This is a genomic window from Micromonospora sp. LOL_023 (genome assembly GCF_048060115.1).
Classification (GTDB): domain Bacteria; phylum Actinomycetota; class Actinomycetes; order Mycobacteriales; family Micromonosporaceae; genus Micromonospora_E.
In genome coordinates, this window is record NZ_JBHMIM010000051.1 from 27302 (window position 1) to 53315 (window position 26014).

General features: G+C 68.8%; 23 protein-coding genes, 2 tRNA genes, 1 other RNA gene and 1 pseudogene. 11 read left to right on the plus strand and 16 right to left on the minus strand.

What is annotated here, in order from left to right; genetic code table 11:
* Window positions 1-37: 37 nt before the first annotated feature.
* Entirely contained in the window at window positions 38-1186 is a 1149-nt protein-coding gene (locus ACFHVL_RS24005; protein WP_416630687.1) for an ArsA family ATPase, read from the plus strand.
* A 22-nt stretch (window positions 1187-1208) separates the two neighbouring features.
* Here ACFHVL_RS24005 and ACFHVL_RS24010 read toward each other — a convergent pair whose 3' ends face one another.
* Window positions 1209-1505: a WhiB family transcriptional regulator gene (locus ACFHVL_RS24010; RefSeq protein WP_416630688.1), complete on the minus strand. Its 297-nt coding sequence runs from the start codon at window positions 1503-1505 to the stop codon at window positions 1209-1211.
* Between the two features lie 395 nt (window positions 1506-1900).
* On the opposite strand from ACFHVL_RS24010, the gene ACFHVL_RS24015 reads away from it, so the two are divergent.
* Window positions 1901-4342, plus strand: a complete 2442-nt coding sequence (locus ACFHVL_RS24015; protein ID WP_416630689.1) for a transglycosylase domain-containing protein — start codon at window positions 1901-1903, stop codon at window positions 4340-4342.
* Window positions 4343-4466: 124 nt separating this feature from the next.
* Here ACFHVL_RS24015 and ACFHVL_RS24020 read toward each other — a convergent pair whose 3' ends face one another.
* Window positions 4467-4922, minus strand: a complete 456-nt coding sequence (locus ACFHVL_RS24020) for a GatB/YqeY domain-containing protein (RefSeq protein WP_416630690.1) — start codon at window positions 4920-4922, stop codon at window positions 4467-4469.
* 25 nt (window positions 4923-4947) lie between these two features.
* Between ACFHVL_RS24020 and ACFHVL_RS24025 the strand changes: the two genes are divergently transcribed.
* Both ACFHVL_RS24025 and ACFHVL_RS24030 read left to right on the plus strand, forming a co-directional pair.
* Window positions 4948-5841, plus strand: a complete 894-nt coding sequence (locus ACFHVL_RS24025) for a metallophosphoesterase (RefSeq protein WP_416630691.1) — start codon at window positions 4948-4950, stop codon at window positions 5839-5841.
* 111 nt (window positions 5842-5952) lie between these two features.
* Window positions 5953-6029, plus strand: a tRNA-Pro gene (locus ACFHVL_RS24030).
* A 172-nt stretch (window positions 6030-6201) separates the two neighbouring features.
* Here the strand turns inward: ACFHVL_RS24030 and ACFHVL_RS24035 are convergent.
* Both ACFHVL_RS24035 and ACFHVL_RS24040 read right to left on the minus strand, forming a co-directional pair.
* Window positions 6202-7272: an aspartate-semialdehyde dehydrogenase gene (locus tag ACFHVL_RS24035; RefSeq protein ID WP_416630692.1), complete on the minus strand. Its 1071-nt coding sequence runs from the start codon at window positions 7270-7272 to the stop codon at window positions 6202-6204.
* 6 nt (window positions 7273-7278) lie between these two features.
* Complete coding sequence (locus tag ACFHVL_RS24040) at window positions 7279-8544, minus strand: aspartate kinase (protein WP_416630693.1); 1266 nt, start codon at window positions 8542-8544, stop codon at window positions 7279-7281.
* Between the two features lie 263 nt (window positions 8545-8807).
* Here ACFHVL_RS24040 and ACFHVL_RS24045 point away from each other — a divergent pair, with 263 nt between their 5' ends.
* The 4 genes and pseudogenes from ACFHVL_RS24045 (at window position 8808) to ACFHVL_RS24060 (ending at window position 12895) form a co-directional block, all read left to right on the plus strand.
* Window positions 8808-9623 (plus strand): hypothetical protein, encoded by an 816-nt coding sequence (locus tag ACFHVL_RS24045; protein ID WP_416630694.1) that lies wholly within the window; start codon window positions 8808-8810, stop codon window positions 9621-9623.
* Window positions 9624-10085: 462 nt separating this feature from the next.
* Complete coding sequence (gene leuA, locus ACFHVL_RS24050) at window positions 10086-11783, plus strand: 2-isopropylmalate synthase (protein WP_416630709.1); 1698 nt, start codon at window positions 10086-10088, stop codon at window positions 11781-11783.
* A 202-nt stretch (window positions 11784-11985) separates the two neighbouring features.
* Complete coding sequence (locus ACFHVL_RS24055) at window positions 11986-12600, plus strand: HNH endonuclease family protein (protein ID WP_416630710.1); 615 nt, start codon at window positions 11986-11988, stop codon at window positions 12598-12600.
* Window positions 12492-12895 (plus strand): annotated as a pseudogene (locus ACFHVL_RS24060) (hypothetical protein). Before ACFHVL_RS24055 ends, ACFHVL_RS24060 begins: the two are co-directional and overlap by 109 nt.
* 38 nt (window positions 12896-12933) lie before the next feature.
* Here ACFHVL_RS24060 and ACFHVL_RS24065 read toward each other — a convergent pair.
* The 9 genes from ACFHVL_RS24065 to ffs all read right to left on the minus strand — a co-directional run bounded on the left by ACFHVL_RS24065 (window position 12934) and on the right by ffs (window position 22739).
* A complete protein-coding gene (locus tag ACFHVL_RS24065; RefSeq protein ID WP_416630695.1) occupies window positions 12934-14031 on the minus strand; it encodes an ABC transporter ATP-binding protein in 1098 nt (365 codons plus the stop codon).
* Entirely contained in the window at window positions 14024-15022 is a 999-nt protein-coding gene (locus ACFHVL_RS24070; RefSeq protein ID WP_416630696.1) for an ABC transporter ATP-binding protein, read from the minus strand. Before ACFHVL_RS24070 ends, ACFHVL_RS24065 begins: the two co-directional genes overlap by 8 nt.
* Before the next feature lie 3 nt (window positions 15023-15025).
* On the minus strand, window positions 15026-15988 hold the full coding sequence (locus ACFHVL_RS24075; protein ID WP_416630711.1) for an ABC transporter permease: 963 nt from the start codon (window positions 15986-15988) through the stop codon (window positions 15026-15028).
* Between the two features lie 70 nt (window positions 15989-16058).
* A complete protein-coding gene (locus tag ACFHVL_RS24080; RefSeq protein WP_416630697.1) occupies window positions 16059-17063 on the minus strand; it encodes an ABC transporter permease in 1005 nt (334 codons plus the stop codon).
* A 117-nt stretch (window positions 17064-17180) separates the two neighbouring features.
* Window positions 17181-18842 carry an ABC transporter substrate-binding protein gene (locus ACFHVL_RS24085; RefSeq protein ID WP_416630698.1) on the minus strand — a complete coding sequence of 554 codons (1662 nt, stop codon included), beginning with the start codon at window positions 18840-18842 and terminating at the stop codon, window positions 17181-17183.
* Between the two features lie 238 nt (window positions 18843-19080).
* Complete coding sequence (gene recR / locus ACFHVL_RS24090; protein WP_416630699.1) at window positions 19081-19674, minus strand: recombination mediator RecR; 594 nt, start codon at window positions 19672-19674, stop codon at window positions 19081-19083.
* Window positions 19675-19684: 10 nt separating this feature from the next.
* Entirely contained in the window at window positions 19685-19993 is a 309-nt protein-coding gene (locus ACFHVL_RS24095) for a YbaB/EbfC family nucleoid-associated protein (RefSeq protein WP_416630712.1), read from the minus strand.
* A gap of 133 nt (window positions 19994-20126) precedes the next feature.
* Window positions 20127-22478: a DNA polymerase III subunit gamma and tau gene (locus tag ACFHVL_RS24100; protein ID WP_416630700.1), complete on the minus strand. Its 2352-nt coding sequence runs from the start codon at window positions 22476-22478 to the stop codon at window positions 20127-20129.
* A 170-nt stretch (window positions 22479-22648) separates the two neighbouring features.
* Window positions 22649-22739: signal recognition particle sRNA small type (gene ffs / locus ACFHVL_RS24105), an RNA gene on the minus strand.
* Between the two features lie 87 nt (window positions 22740-22826).
* On the opposite strand from ffs, the gene ACFHVL_RS24110 reads away from it, so the two are divergent.
* Window positions 22827-22911: transfer RNA gene (locus tag ACFHVL_RS24110), tRNA-Ser, on the plus strand.
* A 109-nt stretch (window positions 22912-23020) separates the two neighbouring features.
* Here ACFHVL_RS24110 and ACFHVL_RS24115 read toward each other — a convergent pair.
* The 3 genes from ACFHVL_RS24115 to ACFHVL_RS24125 form a co-directional block, all read right to left on the minus strand.
* On the minus strand, window positions 23021-23260 hold the full coding sequence (locus ACFHVL_RS24115) for a hypothetical protein (protein ID WP_416630701.1): 240 nt from the start codon (window positions 23258-23260) through the stop codon (window positions 23021-23023).
* Between the two features lie 13 nt (window positions 23261-23273).
* On the minus strand, window positions 23274-23564 hold the full coding sequence (locus tag ACFHVL_RS24120; protein WP_416630702.1) for a hypothetical protein: 291 nt from the start codon (window positions 23562-23564) through the stop codon (window positions 23274-23276).
* Between the two features lie 138 nt (window positions 23565-23702).
* Window positions 23703-23936: a hypothetical protein gene (locus tag ACFHVL_RS24125; protein WP_416630703.1), complete on the minus strand. Its 234-nt coding sequence runs from the start codon at window positions 23934-23936 to the stop codon at window positions 23703-23705.
* Between the two features lie 161 nt (window positions 23937-24097).
* On the opposite strand from ACFHVL_RS24125, the gene ACFHVL_RS24130 reads away from it, so the two are divergent.
* Together ACFHVL_RS24130 and ACFHVL_RS24135 are read left to right on the plus strand one after the other, a co-directional pair.
* The gene (locus ACFHVL_RS24130) at window positions 24098-25273 is read left to right on the plus strand and encodes a hypothetical protein (RefSeq protein ID WP_416630704.1); all 1176 of its coding nucleotides are present in this window, start codon (window positions 24098-24100) and stop codon (window positions 25271-25273) included.
* Window positions 25270-25830, plus strand: a complete 561-nt coding sequence (locus tag ACFHVL_RS24135; protein ID WP_416630705.1) for a cysteine hydrolase — start codon at window positions 25270-25272, stop codon at window positions 25828-25830. The genes ACFHVL_RS24130 and ACFHVL_RS24135 overlap by 4 nt, the downstream gene beginning before the upstream one ends.
* Window positions 25831-26014: the final 184 nt, after the last annotated feature.

The following is a 26014-nucleotide window of genomic DNA, read 5'->3' on the forward strand; positions in this document are numbered from 1 at the left end:
ACGGCGGATCGCCGCCAGGCACCGATACGCTCGACAGGTGCCTCCTGATTACGCAGCGCCACCGCTGGACGTCGACCGGATCCTGGCCGATCCGGGCGTACGGATCGTGGTCTGCTGCGGCGCCGGCGGGGTGGGCAAGACGACGACTGCTGCGGCGTTGGCGCTGCGCGCGGCCGAGCAGCACGGGCGGCGCACCGTGGTGCTCACGATCGATCCGGCGCGCCGGCTGGCCCAGTCGCTGGGCCTGACCGAGCTGGACAACACGCCCCGACAGGTCAAGGGCATCGACGTCGTGGCCAGCGGCGGGGAACTGCACGCCATGATGCTGGACATGAAGCGCACCTTCGACGACGTGGTGCTCGCCCATACCGACGCCGACAAGGCCGCCGACATCTTCGCCAACCCGTTCTACCAGGCGATGAGCTCCACCTTCGCCGGGACCCAGGAGTACATGGCGATGGAGAAGCTCGGCCAGTTGCACGCTGGCGGCGAGTGGGACCTGATTGTGGTGGACACCCCGCCGTCGCGCTCCGCGCTGGACTTCCTGGACGCCCCGGCCCGGCTGTCCCGTTTCCTCGACGGGCGGATGCTACGGCTGCTGATGGCACCGGCCAGAGCCGGCGGGCGGAGCATGTTCAGCCTGGTCACCGCCTCGTTCGGGATGTTCTCCCGGGTGGTGCAGAAGATCCTCGGTGCCCAGTTGCTCAGCGACCTGTCCGGCTTCGTGGCCGCGCTGGACTCGATGTTCGGCGGCTTCCGGCAGCGCGCCGAGCAGACGTACCGGATCCTGCAGGCTGACGAGACGGCGTTCCTGCTGGTCGCGGCCCCCGAGCCGGATGCGGTACGCGAGGCCGCCTTCTTCGCTGGGCGACTCGGTGCCGAACGGATGCCGCTGGCCGGGCTGGTCCTCAACCGGGTGCACGAACCGGCGGTCGACCTGTCGGCCGAGCGGAGCCTGGCCGCGGCGCGACGACTGGACCAGTCCGGTGAGCATGCCTCGACGGCCGAGGTGCTGCGGATGCACGCCGCCGTGGCGCAGCAGTCCGCGCGGGAACAGCGGGTGGCGACGGTGTTCACCGACGCCTACCCGCACGTGCCGGTGGCGACGGTCCGCGCCCAGCCCGCCGACGTGCACGACGTCGACGGACTACGGACGATCGGTCGGGCGATCGGCCGGGGCGCGTAGCGGCGGTTCGCCGGCACGCTCGTCACTTGGTGGCGACGAGCACCTTGTCACGGTCGCGCATGGCGGCTTCGAACATCTTGCGCCAGTTCTGTACCTGCGGGTGCCGGCGTAGCAGCGCCCGCCGCTCCCGCTCGGTCATACCGCCCCAGACTCCGAATTCGATCCGGTTGTCGAGTGCGTCCGCCAGGCATTCGTACCGCACCGGGCAGCCCCGGCAGATGCGCTTGGCCACGTTCTGCTCGGCGCCCTGTACGAACAGCGCGTCCGGGTCTCCGCTCTGGCACGCCGCCAGGCTGGGCCAATCAGCGATCATGCCCATCGTTTCCACGTCCCCCCTAGCAATTCCGCTTCCAACCGGTGGAGTCAGTCGGCAAGCTGGCCAACCGCGCCGCTTTCCCCCGCAGCACGGTCGCCGTGCGATCCTCGCCGGACCATCATCATGTGTAGTCGTATGATTACGCAACGTTATTGCCGAAATCCACCTATCCGGACACATCATCACTTGCCAGACAGGTGCCGGGCAGGGGTACCCACGGCTGAAACAGGGAAACCCCACCGCCGACGGCTTCCCCGGAGGAAAGCGGGCGGCGGAGAGCACAACCGCGCGACGGGTGTCTGCGTTTAGCACAACGAGGCCGACGCCGTCAGGAAATGCACAGGTACGCCAACCGGCGGTCTCACCAGTACCTCACGTACCCTGATCGGGTGACCTGGATGCGCAAGCGAGACCACAACATCCTGACCAATGCCGCCTCACTGTTGATCTGTGGGTTGCTGGCCGGCGTGGTGGTCGCCGCGGCCGCGTTCCCCGCGGTGGCGATGTCCGGTCTTGCCGCCAAGGCAGGTGCCGAGACGTTCGACAAGCTGCCGAGCGAGCTGACCGTCAAACGGGCGCCGCAGATCAGCTACCTGTACGCCTCCGACGGCAAGACCACCCTGGCCACCATGTACGACGAAAACCGCCGCGACGTCCCACTCAAGGACATCTCACCGATCATGCAGGCGGCGATCATCGCCGCCGAGGACCACAACTTCTACGAGCACAACGGCGTCGACGTCAAGGGCGTCGCCCGCGCCTTCGTCGCAAACCAGGGTGCTGGTGAAACCACCCAGGGTGCCTCGACGCTGACCATGCAGTTCGTCCGGCTGGCCATCGCCTACTCGGCGACCCACCCGGAGGACGTCATCGCCGCCACCGAGGACACCAACGCCCGCAAGCTGCGTGAGATGAAGTACGCGATGCAGCTCACCAAGGAGATGACCAAGGACGAGGTCCTGGAGCGCTACCTCAACATCGCTCCGTTCGGCAACGGCGCGTACGGCGTCTTCGCCGCCAGCCAGGTCTACTTCAGCAAGCAACCCGCGGACCTCACCATCGACGAGGCCGCGATGCTCGCCGGCCTGGTCAAGGCGCCCACCTCGTTCGACCCGACCACCCCTGGCGGCTACCCACTGGCCGTCGAGCGACGTGACTACGTCATCGACAACATGGTCAAGACCGGAGCGATCACCCAGGAGGAAGCCGACGCCGCCAAGGCCGTCGAGCTGGTCGTCAACGGCAAACGCGCGCCGAACGGCTGTGTCGCCGCCAACAAGAACCACTGGGGCTTCTTCTGCGACTACTTCTACCGCTGGTGGCTGGAGCAGGAGACGTTCGGCGTGACCACCTACGACCGGGAACGGCGGCTCAAGAGCGGCGGCTACCACATCGTCACCAGCCTCGACGTGCAGACGCAGGACGCTGCGAAGAAGGCCGTCGAGGACGCGCTGAAGACCGGCAACAAGAACGCGCTGATGGTCGCGGCCGTCGAGCCGGGCACCGGCTACGTACGCAGCATGGCGGTCAACCGCAACTACAAGCTCGACGACCCGGACAACCCGCGGAACAAGATCTCCAGCGACCCGAAGAAGGCCGACCAGGGCATCCGGGGCACCTACCCGAACACGACCAACCCGCTGCTCACCGGCGGTGGTGACATCACCGGCTACCAGTTCGGCTCGACGTTCAAGATCTTCCCCGTGGTGGCGGCCCTGGAGAAGGGCTACCCGCTGGAGTACACGATCAACGCGAAGAGCCCGTACGAGTCGAAGTACATCGTCGAGCGGGGCAGCCCGGCGGCCTGCGCGGGCACCAACAAGTACTGCCCGAAGAACGCCAGCCCGAGCATGAACGGCGTACACGACATGTGGAGCGCCTTCGGCGGCTCGGTCAACACGTACTTCATCCCACTGCAGGAGCAGGTCGGGGCAGCCGCCGCGATCGACGTGGCACAGCGGCTCGGCATCACCTTCCGGGCCGCCAACGACGCCCGGTTCGCCAACGACCCGGAGGGTGCCAACCAGTGGGGTGCCTTCACCCTCGGCGTGTCGAACACCACACCGCTGGAGATGGCCAACGCGTACGCGACGCTCGCCGCCGACGGCAAGTACTGCAAGCCGCTGCCGGTGCAGGAGATCCGCGACCAGGACGGCAACAGCCTGGACATCGCCCAGCCGCAGTGCAAGCAGGCGGTCTCCGTCGAGGTAGCCCGGGCCGCGATCGACGCCGCACGCTGCCCGGTCGGTGACCGGTCGAGCACCACGAGGTGCCGGGTCGGTACGGCGGCTGGTGTTCGCAGCATCGTCGGGCACCCGGTGGCCGGCAAGACCGGCACCACCGACGCTGAGAAGACCGCCAGCATGGTCGTCACCAGCAAGCAGCTCTCGGTCGCCGGCGTGCTGGCCGATCCGGACTGGGCCGACACCAACGCGACCATGAAGCACAGCATCGTCGACCCGGCCGTCTACGAAACCCTGCGCGACGCGCTGAAGGGCAAGGAGAAGAAGCAGTTCACCCCACCGGGCGGCAAGCTGGTCCGCGGCGAGCAGCGCTCCATTCCGAACGTGGAGTGCCAGTCGATCGACAACGCGCGCAGCAGGCTCGCCGGCGCCGGCTTCCAGGTCGAAGTGGACCGGTCCGGCCCGGTCACCTCGACCTGCCCGGCCGGCACCGCCGCCAATACCAGTCCGAGCGGCCGGACCATCAAGGGCGGCGCGGTGATCATCCGGATCAGCAACGGCCAGGGTGCACAACCAAGTCCGGGCGGTAGCGAAGGGCCGGGCAACGGGCCCGGCGACAGGGGTACGCCCGGCCGCCCCGGCGACTCGGACGACTGACAGCTAGCACGGACTGAGGGCGGGCACCGACATTCCGGTGCCCGCCCTCAGCCCCGTCAGTCCCCGCTGGTGCGAGCGCCTGACCATCGGCAGTTCGAATCCGGAGATGGGGCGGCCCGCAGCATCAGAGGCCGAGCTGGCGGCGTACCTCGGCGGCGACCCTGCCGCCCTCGGCCTGGCCGGCCACCGCGGCCTGGGCCGCCTTCATCGCCGGACCCATCTGCGCTTTGCCGCTGAAACCACCGTCGCCGAGCGCCGTGGCGACGATCTCGGCGAGCGCGGCGTCGTCGAGCTGACGTGGCAGGTAGCGGTCCAGCACCTCACCCTCGGCCCGCTCCTTGGCGGCCTGGTCGACCCGGCCTGCCTCGGCAAACGCCTCCGCCGCCTCCCGGCGCTTCTTCGCTTCCTTGCTCAGCACGGACAGCACCTCGTCGTCGGTGAGCTCCCGCTTGGCCTTGCCGGCGACCTCGGCGGTGCCGATCGCCGCCAGCGCCATCCGCAGCGTGGACGTGGTCAGCTCGTCGCGGGCCTTCAACGCGGCCCGCATGTCGGCGGTAAGGCGGTCCTTCATTGTGTTCATGGTTGGTCAAACTACGCTGGGCGGCATGCGAAAGCGCACCGTATTCCGGCTCGCCGCCGGCACCGCCGCTCTCGGCGCCGCCACCCTGGCGTACGCCTCACTCATCGAGCGCAACATGTTCACCCTGCGCCGGTTCGACGTGCCGGTGCTCGCGCCGGACGCGGAGCCACTGCGCATCCTGCACCTGTCCGACCTGCACATGATGCCGGACCAACGACGCAAGCAGGCCTGGGTGGCCGGGCTGGCCGGGCTGGACCCGGATCTGGTCGTCGTCACCGGCGACAACCTAGCCGACACGGCCGCCGTGCCCGCGGTGCTGCGGGCCCTGCAGCCGCTGCTGGACCTGCCCGGCGTGTTCGTCTTCGGCTCGAACGACTACACCGGCCCGGTCTGGAAGAACCCGCTGAGCTATCTGCTGCCCGAGCGGGAGTACCAGCCCGGTCCCGACCTGCCGTTCGAGGAGCTACGTGAGGTGCTGGTCGGTGCCGGCTGGCATGACCTGAACAACCGCCGGGCCTCGTTCAAGGCCGGTGGACGCCTGATCGACGCGGTCGGGGTGGACGACCCGCACATCGAACGCGACGACTACGACGCCGTCGCCGGCCCGCCGTCGGCACAGGCCGACCTGAGCCTGGGCCTGACCCACTCCCCCGAGCCCCGGGTGCTCGACGGGATGGCCGCCGACGGGTTCAATCTGCTCCTCGCCGGGCACACCCACGGCGGGCAGGTCTGCGTGCCGCTCGTCGGCGCCCTGGTCACCAACTGCGACCTGCCCCGGTCGATGGCCAAGGGCCTGCACCGCTGGCCCGGCACGGACTCCTGGCTGCACGTCTCGGCCGGGCTCGGCACCCACCCGACCGCACCCGTGCGGTTCGCCTGCCCGCCGGAGGCCACCCTGCTGACGTTGATCTCCCGCTGACGTTGATCTCCCGCTGGTCGGCTCCGCACCGGGCCGCCACACCACCGACGTGGCTTGGGGATACCGAATTTGCCCTGCCGGCTCGGTGGGCTAGTATTGCCCAGCGTGCCTCGGGGTGTGGCGCAGCTTGGTAGCGCGCTTCGTTCGGGACGAAGAGGTCGTCGGTTCGAATCCGGCCACCCCGACCAGGTCGACGCCCTGACTGGCTGATGCCAGTCAGGGCGTCGAACTACTTCCACGCTTGCGAGCTGCCTCGGGTGGCCTTACCCGACCTATCTGTGCTCGACGCCGACCGGGACTACCGGGCTGCTCTGCCTACCGGACGATCTGCCCGGCGAGGTGTACACGAACTCATCCGGCCTACCGCAGGTCCCGGGCGATCAGCTCGGCGATCTGGATGGTGTTCAGCGCCGAGCCCTTGCGCAGGTTGTCGCCGGTGACGAAGAAGTCGATGGCGCGCGGGTCGTCGATGGACCGACGGATCCGGCCGACCCAGGACGGTTCGGTGCCGACCGCGTCGATCGGCATCGGGAACTCCGCGTTGCCCGGGTCGTCGACGACGATCACGCTGGGGGCGTTGCGCAGCACCTCCCGGGCACCGTCGGCGGTCACTTCGCTGCCGAAGACCGCGTGCACGGCGACCGAGTGCCCGGTCACCACCGGCACCCGTACGCAGGTCGACGAGACCTTCAGATCCGGCAGCCCGAGGATCTTACGGGATTCGTCACGCAGCTTCAGCTCCTCTGTGGACCAGCCGTCGTCGGCCAGGTCACCGGTGAACGGCACCACGTTGAGCGCCAGCGGCGCCGGAAACGGGCCGAGTTCGTCGCCGACCGCCTGGCGTACGTCGCCCGGCCGTGAGCCGAGCGTACGGTCGGTGGCGGCCTTGGCCAGCTGGCGGTGCAGCAGATCGACGCCGAACCGGCCGGCGCCGGAGACCGACTGGTAACTGGCCAGCACCAGCTCGCGCAGCCCGTACTCGTGGTGCAGCGGGGCGATCGCCACGATCATCGCCAGCACCGTGCAGTTGGCGTTGGCGACGATGCCCAGCGGCCGGCGGCGGATCTGCGCCACGTTGATCTCCGGGACGACCAGCGGTACGCCGCGATCCATCCGGAACGCGCCGGAGTTGTCCACGACGGTGGCACCTCGCGCGGTGGCGATCGGCGCCCACTGCCGGGACACTTCGTCCGGCACGTCGAACATCGCGACGTCGACGCCGTCGAAGGCTTCCGGGCTGACCGCCGAAACCGGCAACTCCTCGCCCCGGCAGCGCAGCCGCTGTCCGGCCGAGCGGGGCGAGGCGAGCAGCCTGATCTCGCCCCAGACATTGGCCCGGGAGGTCAACAGTTCGCACATGACGGTGCCGACGGCTCCGGTCGCGCCGAACACCGCGAGGGTCGGCAGCGGGCGTGCCTTCGCGTCAGGCACCGCGGCTCACCGCCCGGTGCCCGCGTAGACCACCGCCTCCTCCGTACCGCCGAGGTCGAAGGCCGCATGCACCGCGCGCACGGCGGCGTTCAGGTCGGTGTCCCGGCAGACCACCGAGACCCGGATCTCCGAGGTGGAGATCATCTCGATGTTGACGCCCGCTTCGGCCAGGGCGGCGAAGAAGTTGGCGGCGACGCCGGGGTGCGACCGCATGCCGGCACCGATCAGCGACACCTTGCCGACGTGGTCGTCGTAGAGCAGACCTTTGAAGGCGATCTGCTCCTGCACCTTGCCGAGCGCGGCCATCGCGGTCGGGCCATCCGCCTTGGGCAGGGTGAACGAGATGTCGGTACGGCCGGTGCCCTCGGTCGAGACGTTCTGCACGATCATGTCGATGTTCGTCTCGGCGTTGGCCACGGTCTCGAAGATCCGGGCGGCGGCACCCGGCTCGTCCGGCACGCTGACGATGGTGATCTTCGCCTCGCTCCGGTCGTGGGCGACTCCGGTGATGAGTGCTTGCTCCACGGAAAGGTCCTCCATCGATCCGGTGACCATGGTGCCGGTGTTGGTCGAGTACGACGAGCGGACGTGGATCGGCAACCCGGCGCGGCGGGCGTACTCGACGCTGCGCAGGTGCAGCACCTTTGCCCCGCAGGCGGCCAACTCCAGCATCTCCTCGTAGGTGATCTGCTTGATGTGTCGGGCGTTGGGCACGATTCTCGGGTCGGCGGTGAAGACGCCGTCGACATCGGTGTAGATCTCGCACACGTCGGCGTGCAGCGCGGCAGCGAGCGCCACCGCCGTGGTGTCCGAGCCGCCCCGACCCAGGGTGGTGATGTCCTTGGTGTCCTGGGACACCCCCTGGAAGCCGGCGACGATCGCGATGGCTCCCTCGTCGAGGGCGCCCTGCAGCCGGCCCGGCGTGACGTCGATGATCCGGGCCCGGCCGTGCACCGAGGTGGTCAGCACGCCGGCCTGCGAGCCGGTGTACGACCGGGCCTCGTAGCCGAGGTTGTGGATGGCCATGGCGAGCAGGGCCATCGAGATCCGCTCCCCGGAGGTGAGCAGCATGTCCAGCTCCCGGCCGGGCGGCAGTGGGCTGATCTGCCCCGCCAGGTCGAGCAACTCGTCGGTGGTGTCACCCATCGCGGAGACGACCACGACGACATCGTCGCCGGATTTGCGGGCCGCGACGATCCGCTCGGCGACGCGCTTGATGCGTTCGGCGTCGCCGACCGAGGACCCGCCGTACTTCTGCACCACCAGTGCCACGGCGGTCCACTCCCTCCAGCTGCTGCCAACCTGCCGGCATCAGGGTACCGGCGGGTGGCGGCCGGGTAGACAGCCGTTCCCACGATCCGGCCAGGCATGGTCACCGGCTGTAGATACCCGGGACACCGCCGTTGCCGCCGCCCTGTCCGGCTGGTGCCGCCACCGACGGTAAAGGCCGCAGGTCATCAGGGGTAGTCCCGCGAGAATCAGCGTTTCTGCGGGCCGCCTGCCGCAAATGCCGACCGGGTACGCAGAATGGGCGGATGCGTTCCCCGGGTACCGGCGCGTCACGAAACTCACTTGCCGTACTGGCTTGCGTGGCGTTCGTCACGTCGTTCCTACTCGGCTGCGAATCATCCGGTCCGGTGCACTCGCCGGCGGAGGAGTCGGCGGAGGCGACAGCCGCCCCGTCCGGGCAGGGCACCTCACCAGACGACGCCCGGATGCAGCTGGCGGCGGTCGCCGCGGCCGCAGCCGACCTGCGGATCACCGCGTTCTACACCTGGCGGACGGCGAACCGGCCCGACCGTACGGTGGCGGTGGCCACGGCGGTGGACGGCACCTGGCGGGTGGACATTCCCGGCGGGGCGCTCGGCGGCGCGGTGGACGTCGCGATGGCGCAGACCGAGGACGGGTCCTTCCAGTGCGTGCTGCCGTCGGCCGCCCGGCCGACGACGCTGTCCTGTGTCCGGCTGGGTGACCCGGGCACTCCGGTCGACCCGGCGGTCGATCCCCGGCTGCAGCACCTGTTCACCGACTGGATCGCGGTGCTGGCCGACCGTCGGGCGCCGTTGGCGGTGTCGGTGGTCGATCCGCTGCCCGGTACGGACGGCACCTGCTTCTCGGTCGAGTCGACGACCGCGTCGTTGCGCTCGCCGTTGGACGTGGGGATCTACTGTTACCGGCCGGACGGCACGCTGACCGGTGCCCGGCTGGGGTTGGGCACGGTCACCCTCGCCGGGCAGCCGGGCGCGGCACCTGGGTCGATCACCCTTCCCGGGCCGGTGACCGCTGGCTCCCCGCTCGGGACCGGGAGCCCACCGGCACCACCGTCGCCGTCCGGGGCCAATCCCGGCTGAGGGCCGGCCTGAGCGCTGAGGGCCGGCCTGAGCGCTGAGGGCCGGCACACAATTTGCCGGCTGCGCTTTGCTGACCGATGGAAACCACGTAGGGTGATTTCTGTCATGTGGCAGGCGCTCCTCCTTCGCTGCCGCGACGAGGCCCCTCAGGCCGGCACCTCGTCGCGGAGTTGATCCGCGCCGCCTTGACCTCTCCCGCGCCCGTGCCACCTACGCACACCGCGACGCCCACGAACATGACCGACCGTGGGCGGACGGCACGGCGGCAGCGGGTTCCTTCAGACCAGCGGAGTTCGCAGGATGTCCAAGATCGCCGGCCCTGAACAGGCCACCAGCACCGCCAACGGGTCCACCACCGCCGATACCGCCACCGCCGATACCGCCACCGCCGGGACCGCCACCGCCGGGACCGCCACCGCCGGGACCGCTGCTGATCCGATCGCCCGGCAGCAGCCCAGCCGGATGCCGTACCAGCGCTACCAGCCGTACCACCAGCAGTTCTCCATCGATCTGCCGGACCGGCAGTGGCCGGCCCGGCGCGTCGAACAGCCGCCCCGGTGGTGTGCGGTCGATCTGCGCGACGGTAACCAGGCACTGATCGACCCGATGTCGCCGGACCGCAAGCGCCGGATGTTCCAACTCCTGGTGAAGATGGGTTACAAGGAGATCGAGGTCGGCTTCCCGGCGGCGAGTCAGACCGACTTCGAATTCGTCCGGCAGCTGATCGAGCAGGACCTGATCCCGGACGACGTGACCATCCAGGTGCTGACCCAGTGTCGGGAGCACCTGATCGACCGGACCTTCGAGTCACTGCGGGGCGCGAAGCGGGCGATCGTGCACTTCTACAACTCCACCTCGGTGCTGCAGCGGCGGGTGGTGTTCGGCCTGGACAAGGCGGGGATCACCGACATCGCCACCACCGGGGCGCGGCTCTGCCAGAAGTATGCCGAGATCCACACCCCGGACACCGACATCTTCTACGAGTACTCGCCCGAGTCGTACACCGGCACCGAGCTGGACTACGCGCTCGAGGTGTGCGGCGCGGTGATCGACGTGATCCAGCCGACCCCGGACCGCCCGCTGATCATCAACCTGCCGGCCACCGTCGAGATGGCCACCCCCAACGTGTACGCCGACTCGATCGAGTGGATGCACCGGCGGCTGCCGCGCCGCGACAGCGTGGTGCTGTCGCTGCACCCACACAACGACCGGGGCACCGCCGTGGCCGCCGCCGAGCTGGGCCTGCTGGCCGGTGCCGACCGGATCGAGGGTTGCCTGTTCGGCAATGGCGAACGAACCGGCAACGTCGACCTGGTGACCCTGGGGCTGAACCTGTTCAGCCAGGGAATCGATCCGCAGATCGACTTCGCCCAGATCGACGAGATCAAGCGCACGGTGGAGTACTGCAACCAGCTGCCGGTGCACGAGCGACACCCGTACGCGGGCGATCTGGTCTACACCGCGTTTTCCGGCTCCCACCAGGACGCGATCAAGAAGGGCTTCGACGCGCTGGCGGCCGATGCCGGCGCCGCCGGAGTCGAGGTCGACGAGCACGAGTGGGGAGTGCCGTACCTGCCGATCGATCCGCGTGACGTGGGGCGCACCTACGAGGCGGTGATCCGGGTCAACTCCCAGTCCGGCAAGGGCGGCGTGGCGTACGTGATGCGTCAGGAGCACAACCTGGATCTGCCGCGACGGCTGCAGATCGAGTTCTCCGGCGTGGTGCAGGCGTTCACCGACGACACCGGCGGCGAGATCGAGCCGCAGCGCATGTGGGGGATCTTCGCTGGCGAGTACCTCGCCGGGCAGCAGACCGGGCCGGCGGTGACGCTGGAGTCGTACGCCACCTCCACGGTCGACGGCAAGGTGGAGGCGACCGCGGTGGTCGAGGTCGACGGGGTCCGGCACACGCTGAACTCGGTGGGCAACGGCCCGATCGACGCGTACGTCAACGCGCTGCAGTCGGTGAACGTCGGTGTGCGGGTGCTGGACTACCACGAGCATGCGCTCTCCGCCGGCGGCGATGCCCAGGCAGCCGCGTACGTGGAGTGCGAGGTCGGTGACCATACGGTGTGGGGGGTCGGGCTGGACTCCAACATCGTTGTCGCCTCGGTACGGGCCGTGACCAGTGCGGTCAACCGGGCTCGTCGCAGCGGCTGAGAATCCGCTGCAGCGGCTGAAATCCGGCGTCAGCCAAGATCCACTGTAGTTCTGGCGAAACGCCGTGCTTCGCGGTTGCCTGGCGTCGTACGTCAGGCACCCGCAAGCTTGAGGGGTGCGAACCCCTCAACGACACCGACCATGGACCACCCGACTCGACCTTCGCCGGGCGGCGGTCGCCACAGCCGCCGCGCTGGCGCTGATGGCGGCCGCCGGCTGCGAGGCCATCGACGTCTCGATCGACTCCCCCACCGGCAGTCCCGGCGTCGGTGCGCCAGCCGCCGACTCGGGCGAGGAGGCCGCAGCGCTACTCGACCAGCTGACCGTGGCGGCCGCCGGCGGCATGCAGGGCTACAACCGGGACCGCTTCTCGCACTGGACCTCCGCCGGCAGCAACTGTGACGTGCGGGACACCGTGCTGGAGCGCGACGGCACCGCGATCGAGCTGGACGGCTGCAACGTCGTCGGCGGCGAATGGCTCAGCGCCTTCGACGGCAAGACCTTCACCAACCCCCGCGACCTCGACATCGATCACATCGTGCCGCTGGCGAACGCCTGGCGCTCCGGTGCCGACGAGTGGAACGACGATCAACGGCGCGAATTCGCCAACGATCTGGAACGACCGCAGCTGATCGCGGTTTCCGCATCGACCAACCGGGCAAAGGGTGACCAGGACCCGTCCCAGTGGCAGCCGCCGAACCGGGACTACTGGTGCCAGTACGCCCAGGACTGGATCACGGTGAAGCACTACTGGGAGTTGTCGGTGACGGAGCCGGAGAAGGCGACGCTGGCCGACATGCTGACGACCTGCCCGTGATCCGGGCCGGGGCGACGACAGGAGGCTGACCATGGGCGACGCGCCGGAGCAGAGCCGCACGCAGGACATCGTTCCCGGACCGGGTGGGGTGATGACCGACGAGGTCGGCGTGGTGACCGGCGCGTTGACGCTGCGTACCGAGCTCGCCGCCGGGGAGGTCACTCTCCGCGTGCAGTACAAGGACGCCGACGAGTGGTACCTGGTGACCGGTGGCCGGGCCAGCCTCGCCGATCCGGCCGACCTGGCCGCGGTGCACGCCATCGCGGTCGGTCTGCTGCACCGCCCGGACGGCTGATCACCGCCCGGACGGCCGATCACCGCCCGGACGGCCGATCAGACGTAGGTCTCCGGCTCGCTCGGTGCCGACACCGTCGACGGACCGGTGCCACCACCGGCGGGGTGGACCAGCTCCGGGGCCACCTGGTGCGGGCGCAGCGCCCCGCTGGCGATCTGCTCCGCCCAGTGGCAGGCCACCCGGGTGCCGCCGATCTCACGGAGCACCGGCCGTTCGTCGACGCACCGGGTCGGCTGCACCCACGGGCAGCGGGTGTGGAACCGGCACCCGGCCGGCGGGTTCGCCGGCGACGGCAGGTCGCCGGCGAGCAGGATCCGCTCCCGCCGGTCCTCCACCTCCGGGTCGGGCACCGGCACCGCCGACAGCAACGCCCGGGTGTACGGGTGCAGCGGCTCGCGGTACAACTGGTCACCGGAGGCCTCCTCGACCAACGCGCCGAGGTACATCACCCCGATGGTGTCGGAGATGTGCCGGACCACCGCCAGGTCGTGCGCGATCACCAGATAGGTGAGGTTGCGTTCGATCTGCAGCTCGTTCAGCAGGTTGATCACCTGCGCCTGGATCGACACGTCCAGGGCGGAGACCGGCTCGTCGGCGACGATCAGCTCCGGGCCGAGAACCAGCGCGCGGGCGATGCCGATCCGCTGTCGCTGCCCGCCGGAGAACTCGTGCGGGTAGCGCGACAGCGCCCAGCGGGGCAGGCCCACCGAGTCCAGCGCCTCGGTGACGATCTGCCGTCGCTCGTCCCGGTCGGCGCCGATGTTGTGCGCCTGCAACCCCTCGACCAGGATCGACTCGACGTTCTGCCGGGGATCCAGGCTGGACATCGGATCCTGGAAGATCATCTGGAAGCGCCGGCGCATCTCCCGCAGCTTGCCCGCCGGCAACTGATCCAGCGAGACCCCGTCGAAGACCACCTCGCCCCCGGTCGACGGGGTCAACTGCAGGATCGCCCGGCCGAGCGTCGACTTGCCGCAGCCCGACTCGCCGACCAGCCCGTACGTCTGGCCCCGGGCGATCCGCAGGTCCACCCCGTCGACCGCTTTGACGTGTCCGACCACCCGGTCGAACAACACGCCCCTGCGGATCGGGAAATGCACCTTGAGGTCGCGGACCTCGACCAGGGTTTCACTCACTGGTGGCCTCCACGGTGTCGGTCTCGGACGGGTTGACGCAGCGGAACGCGTGTCCGTCCACGTTGCGACGCAGCTCCGGAGCGGTGCCGAGGCAGGCGTCGACCTGCCGGGTGCAGCGCGGTGCGAAGGCGCAACCGTCCGTCCAGGGCAGCAGGTCCCGGACCGAACCGGGAATCGGCTGTAGTCGCTGCCCCGGGCCCGAGTCCAGGCGCGGAATCGAGGCGAGCAACCCCACCGTGTACGGGTGCAGCGGTCCGGCGAACAACGGCCGCCGCCGGGCGGTCTCGACGACCCGGCCGCCGTAGAGCACGTTGACGGTGTCACACATGCCGGCCACCACCCCGAGGTCGTGGGTGATCATCACCAGGGCGGTGCCCGACTCGCGGACCAGGTCCTTGAGCAGTTCGAGGATCTGCGCCTGGATCGTCACGTCGAGCGCGGTGGTCGGCTCGTCGGCGATCAACAACCGGGGGCGGCAGGCGACCGCCATCGCGATCAGCGCCCGCTGGCGCATCCCGCCGGACAGCTGGTGCGGGTACTCCTTGAGCCGGCGGGTCGGATCCGGGATGCCGACCCGGTCGAGCAGATCCGCCGCCTCCTTGCGGGCCGGCTCGCCCCGCATCCCGCGGTGGCGCACCAGCACCTCGGTCACCTGTACCCCGATCGGCACCACCGGATTCAACGACGACAGCGGATCCTGGAAGATCATCGCCACGTCGCGGCCCCGTACGTCCCGCAGCGCCCGGGAGCCGAGCTGCAGCAGATCGGTGCCGTCGAAAGCGGCCTTGCCCCGCACCTGGACGCCCTTGCCGGTAGGCAGCAGACCCATGATCGCCAGCGAGGTGACGCTCTTGCCGCAGCCCGACTCGCCGACCAGGCCGGTCACCTCCCCGGCGTCGACCGAGAAGGAGACCCCGTCGACGGCGTGTACGGTCCGCTGCCCGCGCCGGGCGAAGGTGACCGCGAGTTCATCCACATCGAGCAGCGCCATGGCTCACTTCCGCAGTTTCGGGTCGAGGGCTTCCCGCATCGCCTCGCCGAGCAGGGTGAAGCCCAGCGCGGTCACGATGATGCCGAGCGCGGGCAGGATCGCCAGCCGGGGTGCCGCATCCAGATAGCGCTGCGCGTCGGCCAGCATCACCCCCCACTCGGGAATCGCCGCGTCCGGATTGCCCAGGCCGAGGAAGGACAACGCCGCCACCTCGATGATCGCGGTCGCCAGGGTGAGCGTCGACTGCACGATCACCGGCGCGAGCGAGTTCGGCAGGATGTGGGTCAGCGCCACCTTGGACCGGCGTACCCCCAACGAGGTCGCCGCCACCACGTAGTCGCTGTTCGACTGGGCGAGCATCGAGCCCCGCAGCAGCCGGGCGAAGACCGGCACCGACACCATGCCGACCGCGATCATGACCGTGGTCAGGCTGGCACCGAGCAGCGCCGCGATGCTGATCGCCAGCAGCAGGCTCGGCAACGCCAGCAGCATGTCGACGATCCGCATCAGCACCGTGTCGATCCAGCGACCCCAGCGGCCGCCGAGCCCACCGGCGGCACCGGCGAGCCCGCCGATCAGCGCGCCGACGGTCAGCCCGATCAGCGTGGAGACGACGCCGACCAGCAGCGTCTGGCGGGCGCCGACGATCATCCGGCTGAACTGGTCGCGGCCCAGGTGGTCGACGCCGAACCAGTTCTCCGCCCGCGGACCCGGATAGTAGGCCTGCGCCTCGCGGATCTCGTCCTTCCACAGCTGCGCCACCGGGTCGTACGGCACCAGGAACGGGCCGATCAGGGCGACCAGCACGAAGATGCCGAGAATGACCGCGCCGACGATCGCCGCCGGGTTGCGCCGCAACCGCCGGAACGCCTCCTGCCAGAGGCTCACCCCGCGCTCGTCGTCGTGCACCGCCGACAGCTCCGCGAGCCGGTCGAGTTTGTCCTTCTTGCGCCCCGGACTCAGGATGTCGCTCACCGCAGTACCTTCCGTTCGCGACTGCGGGGCTCGCTCGCTGACGCTCGCTCACTCCTCGCGCTCACCGGACACGCACCCTTGGGTCGATGAAGGTGTACGAGATGTCCACCAACAGGTTCACCAGCACGTAGACCAGGGCGATGATCAGAATGAAGCCCTGCAGTACGGGATAGTCACGTTGGCCGATCGCCTCGGCGACGAACGCACCGATGCCGCCGAAGGCGAAGACCGTCTCGGTGAGCACCGCGCCGGAGAGCAACCCGCCGGTGAGCAGCCCGATGGAGGTCGCCACCGGCAGCATCGCGTTGCGCAGCACGTGCCGGCGGCGGACCACCCGCTCGGTCAGGCCCTTGGCCTGGGCGGTACGCACGAAGTCCTCGCCGAGCACCTCCAGCACACTGGCCCGGGTGATCCGCACGATGATCGCCAGCGGGATGCTGGCCAACGCGAGACCCGGCAGCACGAGATGCCACAGCGCGTTCAGCGACGCGTCCCACTCCTGGGTCATCAGGCCGTCGAGAACGAAGAAGTTGGTCACCCGGGTGGCGTCGATCCGCGGATCCTGCCGGCCACTGGACGGGAACCAGCCGAGGTTCTCCGCGAAGATCGCCTTCAGCACGTACGCCAGGAAGAAGACCGGGATGCAGATGCCGATCAGCGAGCCGACCACCGAACCGTGATCGAGCAGCGTGCCGCGCCGCCGGGCTGCCAGATAGCCCAGCGGGATGCCGACCCCGACCGCGATCAGCATCGCGGTGATGGTCAACTCCACGGTGCCGGGAAAGCGCAGCAGGAACTCGGTGGTGACCTCACGCTTGGTGGAGATGGAGGTCCCGAGGTCGAACTGGAGCAGCCGTTTCATGAACCGGCCGTACTGGATCAGGATCGGCTCGTCGAGGCCCAGGTTGCGGCGGATCGCCGCGCGCATCTCCGGGGTGCCGCGCTCGCCGAGGATCGCGGTCTCGGGACCGCCGGGCAGCCGGTGCAGCCAGATGAACAGCAGGAGGGACAGTCCGAAGAGGGTGGGTACGAGTTGAAGCAGGCGTCTGACGATGAAGCGGAACACGGTGCCTCGGCAGGGGGTGTGGAGGGTCACGTGGGCGGGCGCCCCCGCCATCCGGACTGGTGGCCCGGGTGACGGCGGACGCCCGCCCTCGTTCCGTTCGCTAGTTCACTCGGTCGATCAGGATGCGAACTCGGCGGTGGCGAACCGCTCGTCGGTCAGCGGGCTGGCCGTGACACCGATGACGTCCTCGGCGAAGACGATCGCCGGCGGAGAGTGCGAGATCGGCACACCCGGCAGGAACTCCATGATGTCGGCGTTCAGCCCCTTGTACAGCTCGTACCGTGCGTCGAGGTCGGCGGTGCTGTCGGCGGCGACGAACTTCTCGAACAGCTCCGCGTTGTCGTAACCCCACTCGTCCTTCGGCCGGTCGAAGAACGTACCGATGAAGTTGTAGGCGTCGCCGTAGTCACCGGTCCAGCCGAGCATGTGCAGGTCGTGCGCGTTGCCCGAGGTGGTGGCGTTGAGGTAGTCCGGCGACCACTTCAGCGGAATCGGCTCGACGGTGATACCGGCTTCCCGCAGGTCGGCCGCGAGCAGCTCGAAGATGTCCTTCGGGTTGGGCATGTACGGCCGGGTGACCTCGGTCGGGTAGTGGAACCGCAGGGTGAGGTCCGGGTGGCCGGCCTCGGCCAGCAGCGCCTTGGCCTTTTCGACGTCGTAGTCGTAGGTGGTGACGGCGGGGTTGTGGCCCTCCACCGTCGGCGGGACGAACTGGGTGGCGACCTCGGCTCCCGGCGGGAGCTTGGAGTCGACCAGCGCCTGACGGTTCAGCGCGTGGGCGATCGCCTGCCGGACCCGGATGTCGGCGAGCGCCGGGTTACCGGCCTGGTTGATCGCCAGGTAGAGGACGTTGAACGCCGGGCGGGTGAGGACGTTGAAGCCGTCGTCGCTCAGCGGCTGCACGTCGGCCGGCCCGACCAGGTCGTAGCCCTGGATACCACCGGTACGCAGCTCCTGCTTACGGGCGTTCTCGTCGGAGATGGTGCGGAAGATCAGGGTCTTGACCTTCGCCTTGTCCCCGGCGTACTCCTCGTTGCGCTCCAGGGTCAGGGTCTTGTTCGCGATGTCCCAGCCCTTGAACTTGAACGGGCCGGTGCCGGTGGGGTGCTCCAACGCGTACGCCGGGTAGGTGATGTCGTCGGAGCTGCCGGTCACGTCGCTCGCGCCGTACTCCTCGAGAGCGGTCGGCGAGTGGATGGAGAACGAGGGCAGCATCAGCGCGGCCGGGATCTTGCTCGACACACGGCTGAAGGCCAGCTCGACGGTGGTCTCGTCCACCGCGTTGCAGGACTTGAAGAGGCTCTCCGGCAGGTCTTCGCTCTCGTTGCTGGCGAAGCCGCCCATGACGTCCTGCCAGTAGGCGGTGACGTCCGGGCTCTGCATCAGGCCGGTGGCGTTGTACCAGCGGTCGAAGTTGACGCAGACCGCTTCGGCGTTGAAGTCGGTGCCGTCGTGGAACTTGACGCCGGACCTGAGGGCGAACGTCCACACGGTGCCGGTGGCGTCCGGGGTCCAGCTCTCCGCCAGACCTGGGGAGATCGCCGTGCCGCCCTCCTCGGGACGGACCAGGGTCTCGAACATCTGCCGGGCCACCCGCAGCGACTCGCCGTCACTGGCGAAGCTGGGGTCGAGGACCTTCGGGTCACCGGCTACGCCGAAGACCAGGGTGGCATCGCTGGAATCGCCGGAGTCGTCGCGTTCGCTCTCGGCGCAGCCGGCTAGGGCCAGCGCCGCGACCGCGACGGCCGCGATGGCGGCCTTCGGCCTGGGTGCACGCATGGGTGCTTCACCTCGTCCTTTGGGTACGGACAACGTAGTGACGGGGGTCACCGATGGCGAGACCTTAGCGGGCGTTCGACGCGACCGGAAACCGGCCGGTACGCGGTTGGTACCGGATCGTGTCTTAACTGTCCCGACAGCAGCGATCGGACCGTACAGAGGAGATGATACGCCACATATGTCGGAAATTTCGCTACATCAAGTTGTTACATGTTTCGAATGTTTCCCCGGCCGGCTGTCAGACCGATCGCCGACCCTCGAACGCCCTGCCCAGGGTTATCTCGTCCGCGTACTCCAGGTCGCCACCGACCGGCAGGCCACTGGCCAACCTGGATACCGCGATCCCCATCGGCTTGACCATCAGGGCGAGATAGGTGGCCGTGGCCTCACCTTCGGTGTTCGGATCCGTCGCCAGGATGAGCTCCTTGACGTCACCGGAGCCCAGCCGCAGCATCAGCTCACGAATCCGCAGGTTGTCCGGGCCGATGCCCTCCAACGGATTGATCGCCCCACCGAGCACGTGGTACCGCCCCCGGAACTCGCCGGTGCGCTCGATCGCCACGACGTCCTTCGGCTCCTCGACGACACAGAGCACATCGACCCCACGGCGGGTGTCCCGGCAGATCCGGCACTGCTCGGTCTCGGCCACGTTGAAGCAGACGGTGCAGAACCGCACCAGCTCCTTCACCCGGCGTAGCGCGGTGGCCAGCCGGGTGACGTCCGCCGGGTCGGCGGACAGAATGTGGAACGCGATCCGCTGGGCGCTCTTCGGCCCCACCCCGGGCAGCCGGCCCAACTCGTCGATCAGGTTCTGAATTGCGCCTTCATACATCGACGGTGACTCAGAACCCGGGCAGCCCGAGCCCGCCGAGGCCGCCCGTGACCGGGCCCATCTTCTCCTCGGTCAGTTTGCGGACCTCGTCGTTGCCGCTCCGGACGGCGGCCAGCACCAGATCCTCCAACGTCTCCACGTCATCCGGGTCCACCGCCTTCGGATCGATCTTGATCGACCGGATCTCGCCGACGCCGGACAGCGTCACGGTCACCAGGCCACCACCCGCGGTCCCGGTCACCTCCGCTTCGGCCAACTCGGCCTGAGCGGTAGCCATCTGCTGCTGCATCTTCTGCGCCTGCTTCAGCATCTGCTGCATGTTGGGCTGTCCACCGGGGCGCACGGCACCGCTCCTTCGATCAGTGTGGCTGGATCAGTGTGGCTTCGAATCGTGGCCCAGCCTAGTCCGTCAGGCCCCAGCCGCACCGCTCGGCACAAACTCGGCACCACGATCAGCGAGCGTCGATCTCGCCGATCTTCTCCGCGCCGAGCGCCTGCCGCAGCAGCTGCATCGCCTGCTCCTCGCTGCTCTGCCGCGCCGTCTTCTCGTCGACGACCTCGTCCAGCGGCTCGTCACCCGGATCGAAACCCTCGTAGGTCGCGGTGCCGGCAGCGGGACTCGCGACGGCCGGGCGCGCCGGGCCGTCGTAGTCCGGGTCGTACGGCGGCTCCTCCGCCGGCGATCCGTCCGACCAGGTGCCACCATCGGCGCGCGGTGAGCCCGACTGGGCCGCACCGCCGCCTGGCCTGGCCCCCGGCGCACGGACAGCCCCGGCTGCGGCCGACGGACCAGCCGTTGCCGGCCGGCCACCGCCGCCACGCTGGCCGCCGTTGCGGTGCTGGCTGCCGTTGCCGTTGCCGTTGTCATGCCGGCCGTCATCGGCGGGCCCGGAGCCATCGCCGACCGAGGTAGCACCCCCCGGCTGCCCACCACCGGGCCGGGCCGGTTCAGGCCAGTCGGACTCGTCGCCCCCACCCGTCGACGGCTGACCGGCGGCGGGACGACTCGCCCCAGGTCGACCGCCCGCACCGCCGGCGGCCGCTCGCGCGTTGGTCGCCGCCGCCGACCGCTGTGCGGCGGGTGGCTCGGCAGCTGGCGGCGTACCGGTGGGCCGGGCGGCACTCGCCCGAGCCGGACCAGCCGGCGCGCCGGCCGTCTCACAGCGGATCTGCCACCGCACGCCGAGGGTCTCGTAGATCGCCTCCAGCAGCAGGTCCGGCGAGGACGACAGCATCGTGGCGTGCACGCTGTGCCGGAAGGTCAGCACCAGCACGTCGCCGGCCACCTCGCGTACCGTCGCCTCCCGCACCACGGCGGCGGCGCGCTTGCTCCGGTTGCCGACCATGCCGAGAATCTCGTCCCAGGCCCGGCGGACACCGGCCGCGTCGAGCTCACCCGGCACGGCCGGCATCGACGGCGGCTCAGGGGTGCCCGGGTCGGGCATCACCGCCTCGGGCGCCACCGGACGGCGTGGTGGCTGCTGCACAGCCGGCGTCGGAGCAGCCGACACCGGCGCGGAAGCTGCCGGCGACGAGGGCTCCGGCGCGGAGGTCGCCACCGGGGTCGCGGGCGGCGGCGGCACGGAGGTCGGCGACACAGCGGCGGCGGGTGCGACGGAGGCCGCGACAGCCATCGGTACGCCGGCCGCCAGCCGACGCTCCATCCGTTCGAGGCGCTGCAGCAGCGCCCCGGTGGAGTCCTCGGCGCCGGGCAGCAGCATCCGGGCGCAGACCAGCTCCAGCAGCAGCCGGGGACCGGTGGTGCCACGCATCTCCACCAGGCCGTTGTGCACGATGTCCGCACATCGCGACAACGTCGCCGGTCCGAGCCGCTCGGCCTGGGCGGACATCCGTTCGATCTGGTCGGTCGGCCCGTCGATCAGCCCTTTGCTGACCGCGTCCGGCACCTGCTGCAGCACGATCAGGTCCCGCAGCCGCTCCAACAGGTCGGACGCGAACCGACGCGGATCGTGCCCGGCCTCGGCAACCCGGTCGATGGTCGCGTACGCGGCCGCGCCGTCACCGGCGGCCAGCGCGTCGCACATCTCGTCGAGCAGCGCGCTGTCGGTGACCCCGAGCAGCGCCACCGCCCGCGCGTAGCCGACCCCTTCCGGGCCCGCTCCGGCGATCAACTGGTCGAGCACCGACAGGCTGTCCCGGGCGCTGCCGGCACCGGCCCGCACCACCAGCGGGAAGACCGCCGGGTCGACCTTGACGCCTTCGGCCGAGCAGAGTTGCTCCAGGTACGGCCGCAGCACGCCCGGCGGGATCAACCGGAACGGATAATGGTGGGTCCGCGACTTGATCGTGCCGAGGACCTTCTCCGGCTCGGTGGTGGCGAAGATGAACTTGACGTACTCCGGGGGCTCCTCGACCAGCTTGAGCAGCGCGTTGAAGCCGGCCGACGAGACCATGTGCGCCTCGTCGATCACGTAGATCTTGAATCGGCTGCTGGCCGGCGCGAAGAACGCCCGTTCGCGCAGCTCGCGGGCATCATCGACGCCGCCGTGGCTGGCCGCGTCGATCTCGATGACGTCGATCGAGCCGGAGCCGTCGACGGCCAGCGAGCGGCACGAGTCGCACTTGCCGCAGGGCTCGGGGGTCGGTCCCTGTTCGCAGTTGAGCGACCGGGCCAGGATCCGGGCGCTGGAGGTCTTGCCGCAGCCACGCGGCCCGGAGAAGAGGTACGCATGGTTGAGCCGCCCGGTACGCAGCGCCTGCGACAGCGGCTCGGTGACGTGCTCTTGCCCGATGACCTCGGCGAACGTCCGTGGCCGGTACTTGCGGTAGAGCGCCAGGGCCACTCTCACCGCCTCCTCTCGACCGGGCAATTCTGCGCGGACGGGGCGGTCACCGCCACCCCGGACGGGCCCGCACCGGGGTCGGGCCGCCTGCCAGGCTGTCACGCGGGACCGACGATTTCCAGGCCGAAACATGCCAGGACGTGGGCGGCCGGGGGTCGACCCGGAGACGAAAGGGCCCCCCGTGCACCCGCCAGAGCCCGCTTATCCTTGCTGCCTTCCGGCCCTGGGGAGGTTCACGAGATGCACGCCGCACGAGGGGTTGGCCCTACTCTACCCTCAACCGGGACGGACCTTGGGCCACCCCGACCGGTGGTGGCCGCAGCGCCGACAGGCTGTACCCTGTCGGACGGAGGATTCGCCTAGAGGCCTAGGGCGCACGCTTGGAAAGCGTGTTGGGTTTACACCCTCACGAGTTCGAATCTCGTATCCTCCGCTCACTGAGCAGCCACAACGCCGCTGGCCGGTCCCGTGACGGGACCGGCCAGCGGCGTTCGTACAACTCTTGGTCTCAGCTCAGCCTCCGACTCGACCGCCGGGTCAGATCACAACCTCGCCGGTACGCGGTAGCCGAGCTGCTGGCCGAAGGTCATCAGCGGACGCAGCGTCGGAGCGAGCATCGTCGGCTGCGACGACCAGTGATGCCCACGGTTGCCGTCCAACCGCCGGTGCCGGGCCGCCGACCGCTCCCCGGCCAGCCTGGCGAGCCGCTTCGACGCCGCCGATTGCCCGTCCCACCACTCCCGCAACCGCAACACCAGGTCGCGAACCAACTCGACGATCACTTCTTTCTCCCTTTCACGGTCGTTGTTCGCGCCGAGGCAGCCGATAAAGTCCACGGCGTTGCACGAATATCTCCCGCCGCTCGGCGGCGTCTCCCAACTTGTCGATCACGTACCCGGTCACCCAAACCCAGCCCTCGTACGTCGGCTTCTGGTCGACCGAGATCACCCGGAACCTCAGCCGTCGCTCACCGGCGAACTGCACACTGGCCTCGCCGCCGACCACCAGGACGTCTCCCGGGTTCGGCTCGGGCGTGCGGAGCAGCCGGCTACCCGCCACGCCGATCCGCCAACGGGTACGTCGCACGCCCGCAGGCCGGACACCACCGCGTCTTCACCCTGAACGACCACAGCCCGGCGCAGAAGCCAAGCAACGCCGCCCCGAACAACGCCCCGATATTCCACATCGATGTGCTCCTTCCAAAAGGACGACGACTCCGGGTGGTCACTCGTCGTCGAGCGACACCGGCTCACCGCCGTTCGCCTGCCACCGGGCCAGGATCTCGGCGAGAATCCGCCGGGCACCGACCTCACCGTGCTCAGCCTTCAAGTCTTCGAAGCTCCACCGCAGCGTGAGCACCATGTCGCCAGCCTCATCGATCACGCACTCGCGGGTGACGTCGGCATCGTCCGCGCCCGGCGCCGACTCAGCCCAGCGATCCTCATCCATCGACGTCATGCCTCCAAGGCTGACCCTGCACCGTCTCACCGCGTAGGCTTTACTAATGGCTGACGCTGTTCTCGGCTGCCGTCCGCAGCGACACCTCGCCTGCGAATTAGACTGCCCTGCCGGCGGCGAATCCTGGCAGGTACTACGCACGGACACGAAGGACACGGCCCATGTCCACTGAAGTTCCTCGGCAGTTCAAGCCCAATCTTGTGCTGGTAAACCGCCGGAAGGCAGTCGGCTGGGAGTCCCGCAAGCGCGCAGCGCGCGAGCTGTACCGCGTAGGCCAACAGCACGGCATCCGCGAGACACCGACGGTCGAGGCCATCGAAAAAGCGATGTACCGCCACGAGACCGGACGCGTATCGGTCACCGACCCCATCTACCGCCAGCTCTACTGCTTGGCGTACGACGCAAAGCCCCATGACCTGTTCGGCGAGCTAACCGGCAGCGCCGAGGATCGGCCGCACTTCACGGCGCGATCCCACAAGTTCCTGACAGCTTTCGTCGGCGCTGAAGGCGCTGCCCGGCTGCGCGAGGCCACCGGCTGTACGCCAGCAGAGGAACAGTTGCACACCTGCTGTTCGACTCCGGTCGAGCACCCAGAAGGCGACTGCACGCTGTACGTCTGGCCGTGCGGGTCCACAGTCTTTCACCTAGTCGAGCAGGTCCAGCTATCCACGATCGCGGCACTCGCCGCGTGGCGAGAGGTGTCGTACGGCGACAACATCAAATGGGCTACCGACTACCTCGCGCCCATCTCGCCAGCAGAGGATGAATCTGCCGTGTACGTCCTTGGCGCTCATTGGGTTACTGAGCCGGCTTGGCCGCCGGAGTTGTTAGACGCTGCGCTCCGTATCATGTCGACGCCAAGAGCATTGCTGCACCGTGGCCGCGCCTTGGACGACGAACACCTCGCTCACGCCGAACTGATCGAGCAGTCATTACTTTCCGAGGCATACGGCCACGGAGGCATTGAATCGTTCGGCGTACCTGGGATTTCGGTGGGCTACGCCTCATGGTCCGGAGTCGTTTACCACCCGATCTCAGCCGAGCGTTCCTTGACGGAAGCCGAGATGGTCGCCTGCGAGCTTGCTATTCAATCGATGTGGGCGTACAGCGACGCGATCGCCCGTCAGGTGGAGCAGGGGCGAGACCCACAGGTGTCGCCGGAGCATGGGTGGCGCTACCTTCGAGGAGTACGCTCCCAACTCACTGTCTCCCGACTACGGGAAACCGGACAACATCAGGCGATGCGCCGAGCAATTCTGCGAACGAGTGACCTGATGCCAGCCCTGGACCAAGCCATCGAAACACTCCGCGATACAGGCAGAGGGTTGAACCGATGACATCGGGTCGCCCTGTACTTGTCGTGACGGACATGCAGAACGGCTTCGTACGCGAGCAGTCAGCGCACATCGTGCCGATCGTTGTCGAGCTAGTCCAGCGCTGGCAGGAAGCGGGTAGCGATGTCCTCTTTACGCGGTATCACAACTATCCCGACAGCCCGTTCGAACGATTCTTTGGCTGGGAACGTCTTCAGTCCCCACCCGAAACCGAAATTGTCTCCGAACTGCAACCCTATATCCAGTTTGGGACAATTTTCGACAAGAGGATATACAGCCCCTTTGATACTGAGGGTACCAAGCTGTTCGAACGGCACGGCTGGACCGAGTGCTACTTCTGTGGTATCGCAACTGAAAGTTGTGTATTGAAGGGCGCGGTGGACGCCTTCGAGCGCAACCTAACCCCTTGGCTTGTTGCCGACGCCTCGGCTAGCCACGCTGGCACCGATGCCCATGACGCCGGACTCCTGGTTGCTCGGCGCTTTATCGGACCGGGACAAGTTATCGTCCGGACCGACATACCCGCTACCCACGTGGGCAGCCATACGCTCTGGTCGTAAGCCTCATACCTGCCGCTGCCGTCTCGCGATTTCGCCCTGCATTCGCATACGCAACGTATTGTAGTAACTCTCATACGGCGTCTGCGTAACCTTTTTCCACATTTCCTGCGAGACTAGCCTCAGCCCTTCATTATGGGCGGGTCCACATAGTGGATCTTGAAAGACAGGTGCCTTCTGACCTGGG

What these genes read in the sequence shown, in the direction of transcription:
- ACFHVL_RS24010 (WP_416630688.1), bottom strand. Translation starts at nt 1,505, where the DNA reads ATGGGCATGATCGCTGATTGGCCCAGCCTGGCGGCGTGCCAGAGCGGA.
- ACFHVL_RS24015 (WP_416630689.1), top strand. Translation starts at nt 1,901, where the DNA reads ATGCGCAAGCGAGACCACAACATCCTGACCAATGCCGCCTCACTGTTG.
- ACFHVL_RS24020 (WP_416630690.1), bottom strand. Translation starts at nt 4,922, where the DNA reads ATGAACACAATGAAGGACCGCCTTACCGCCGACATGCGGGCCGCGTTG.
- ACFHVL_RS24025 (WP_416630691.1), top strand. Translation starts at nt 4,948, where the DNA reads ATGCGAAAGCGCACCGTATTCCGGCTCGCCGCCGGCACCGCCGCTCTC.
- ACFHVL_RS24045 (WP_416630694.1), top strand. Translation starts at nt 8,808, where the DNA reads ATGCGTTCCCCGGGTACCGGCGCGTCACGAAACTCACTTGCCGTACTG.
- leuA (WP_416630709.1), top strand. Translation starts at nt 10,086, where the DNA reads ATGCCGTACCAGCGCTACCAGCCGTACCACCAGCAGTTCTCCATCGAT.
- ACFHVL_RS24055 (WP_416630710.1), top strand. Translation starts at nt 11,986, where the DNA reads ATGGCGGCCGCCGGCTGCGAGGCCATCGACGTCTCGATCGACTCCCCC.
- ACFHVL_RS24070 (WP_416630696.1), bottom strand. Translation starts at nt 15,022, where the DNA reads ATGGCGCTGCTCGATGTGGATGAACTCGCGGTCACCTTCGCCCGGCGC.
- ACFHVL_RS24085 (WP_416630698.1), bottom strand. Translation starts at nt 18,842, where the DNA reads ATGCGTGCACCCAGGCCGAAGGCCGCCATCGCGGCCGTCGCGGTCGCG.
- recR (WP_416630699.1), bottom strand. Translation starts at nt 19,674, where the DNA reads ATGTATGAAGGCGCAATTCAGAACCTGATCGACGAGTTGGGCCGGCTG.
- ACFHVL_RS24095 (WP_416630712.1), bottom strand. Translation starts at nt 19,993, where the DNA reads ATGCAGCAGATGCTGAAGCAGGCGCAGAAGATGCAGCAGCAGATGGCT.
- ACFHVL_RS24125 (WP_416630703.1), bottom strand. Translation starts at nt 23,936, where the DNA reads ATGACGTCGATGGATGAGGATCGCTGGGCTGAGTCGGCGCCGGGCGCG.
- ACFHVL_RS24130 (WP_416630704.1), top strand. Translation starts at nt 24,098, where the DNA reads ATGTCCACTGAAGTTCCTCGGCAGTTCAAGCCCAATCTTGTGCTGGTA.
- ACFHVL_RS24135 (WP_416630705.1), top strand. Translation starts at nt 25,270, where the DNA reads ATGACATCGGGTCGCCCTGTACTTGTCGTGACGGACATGCAGAACGGC.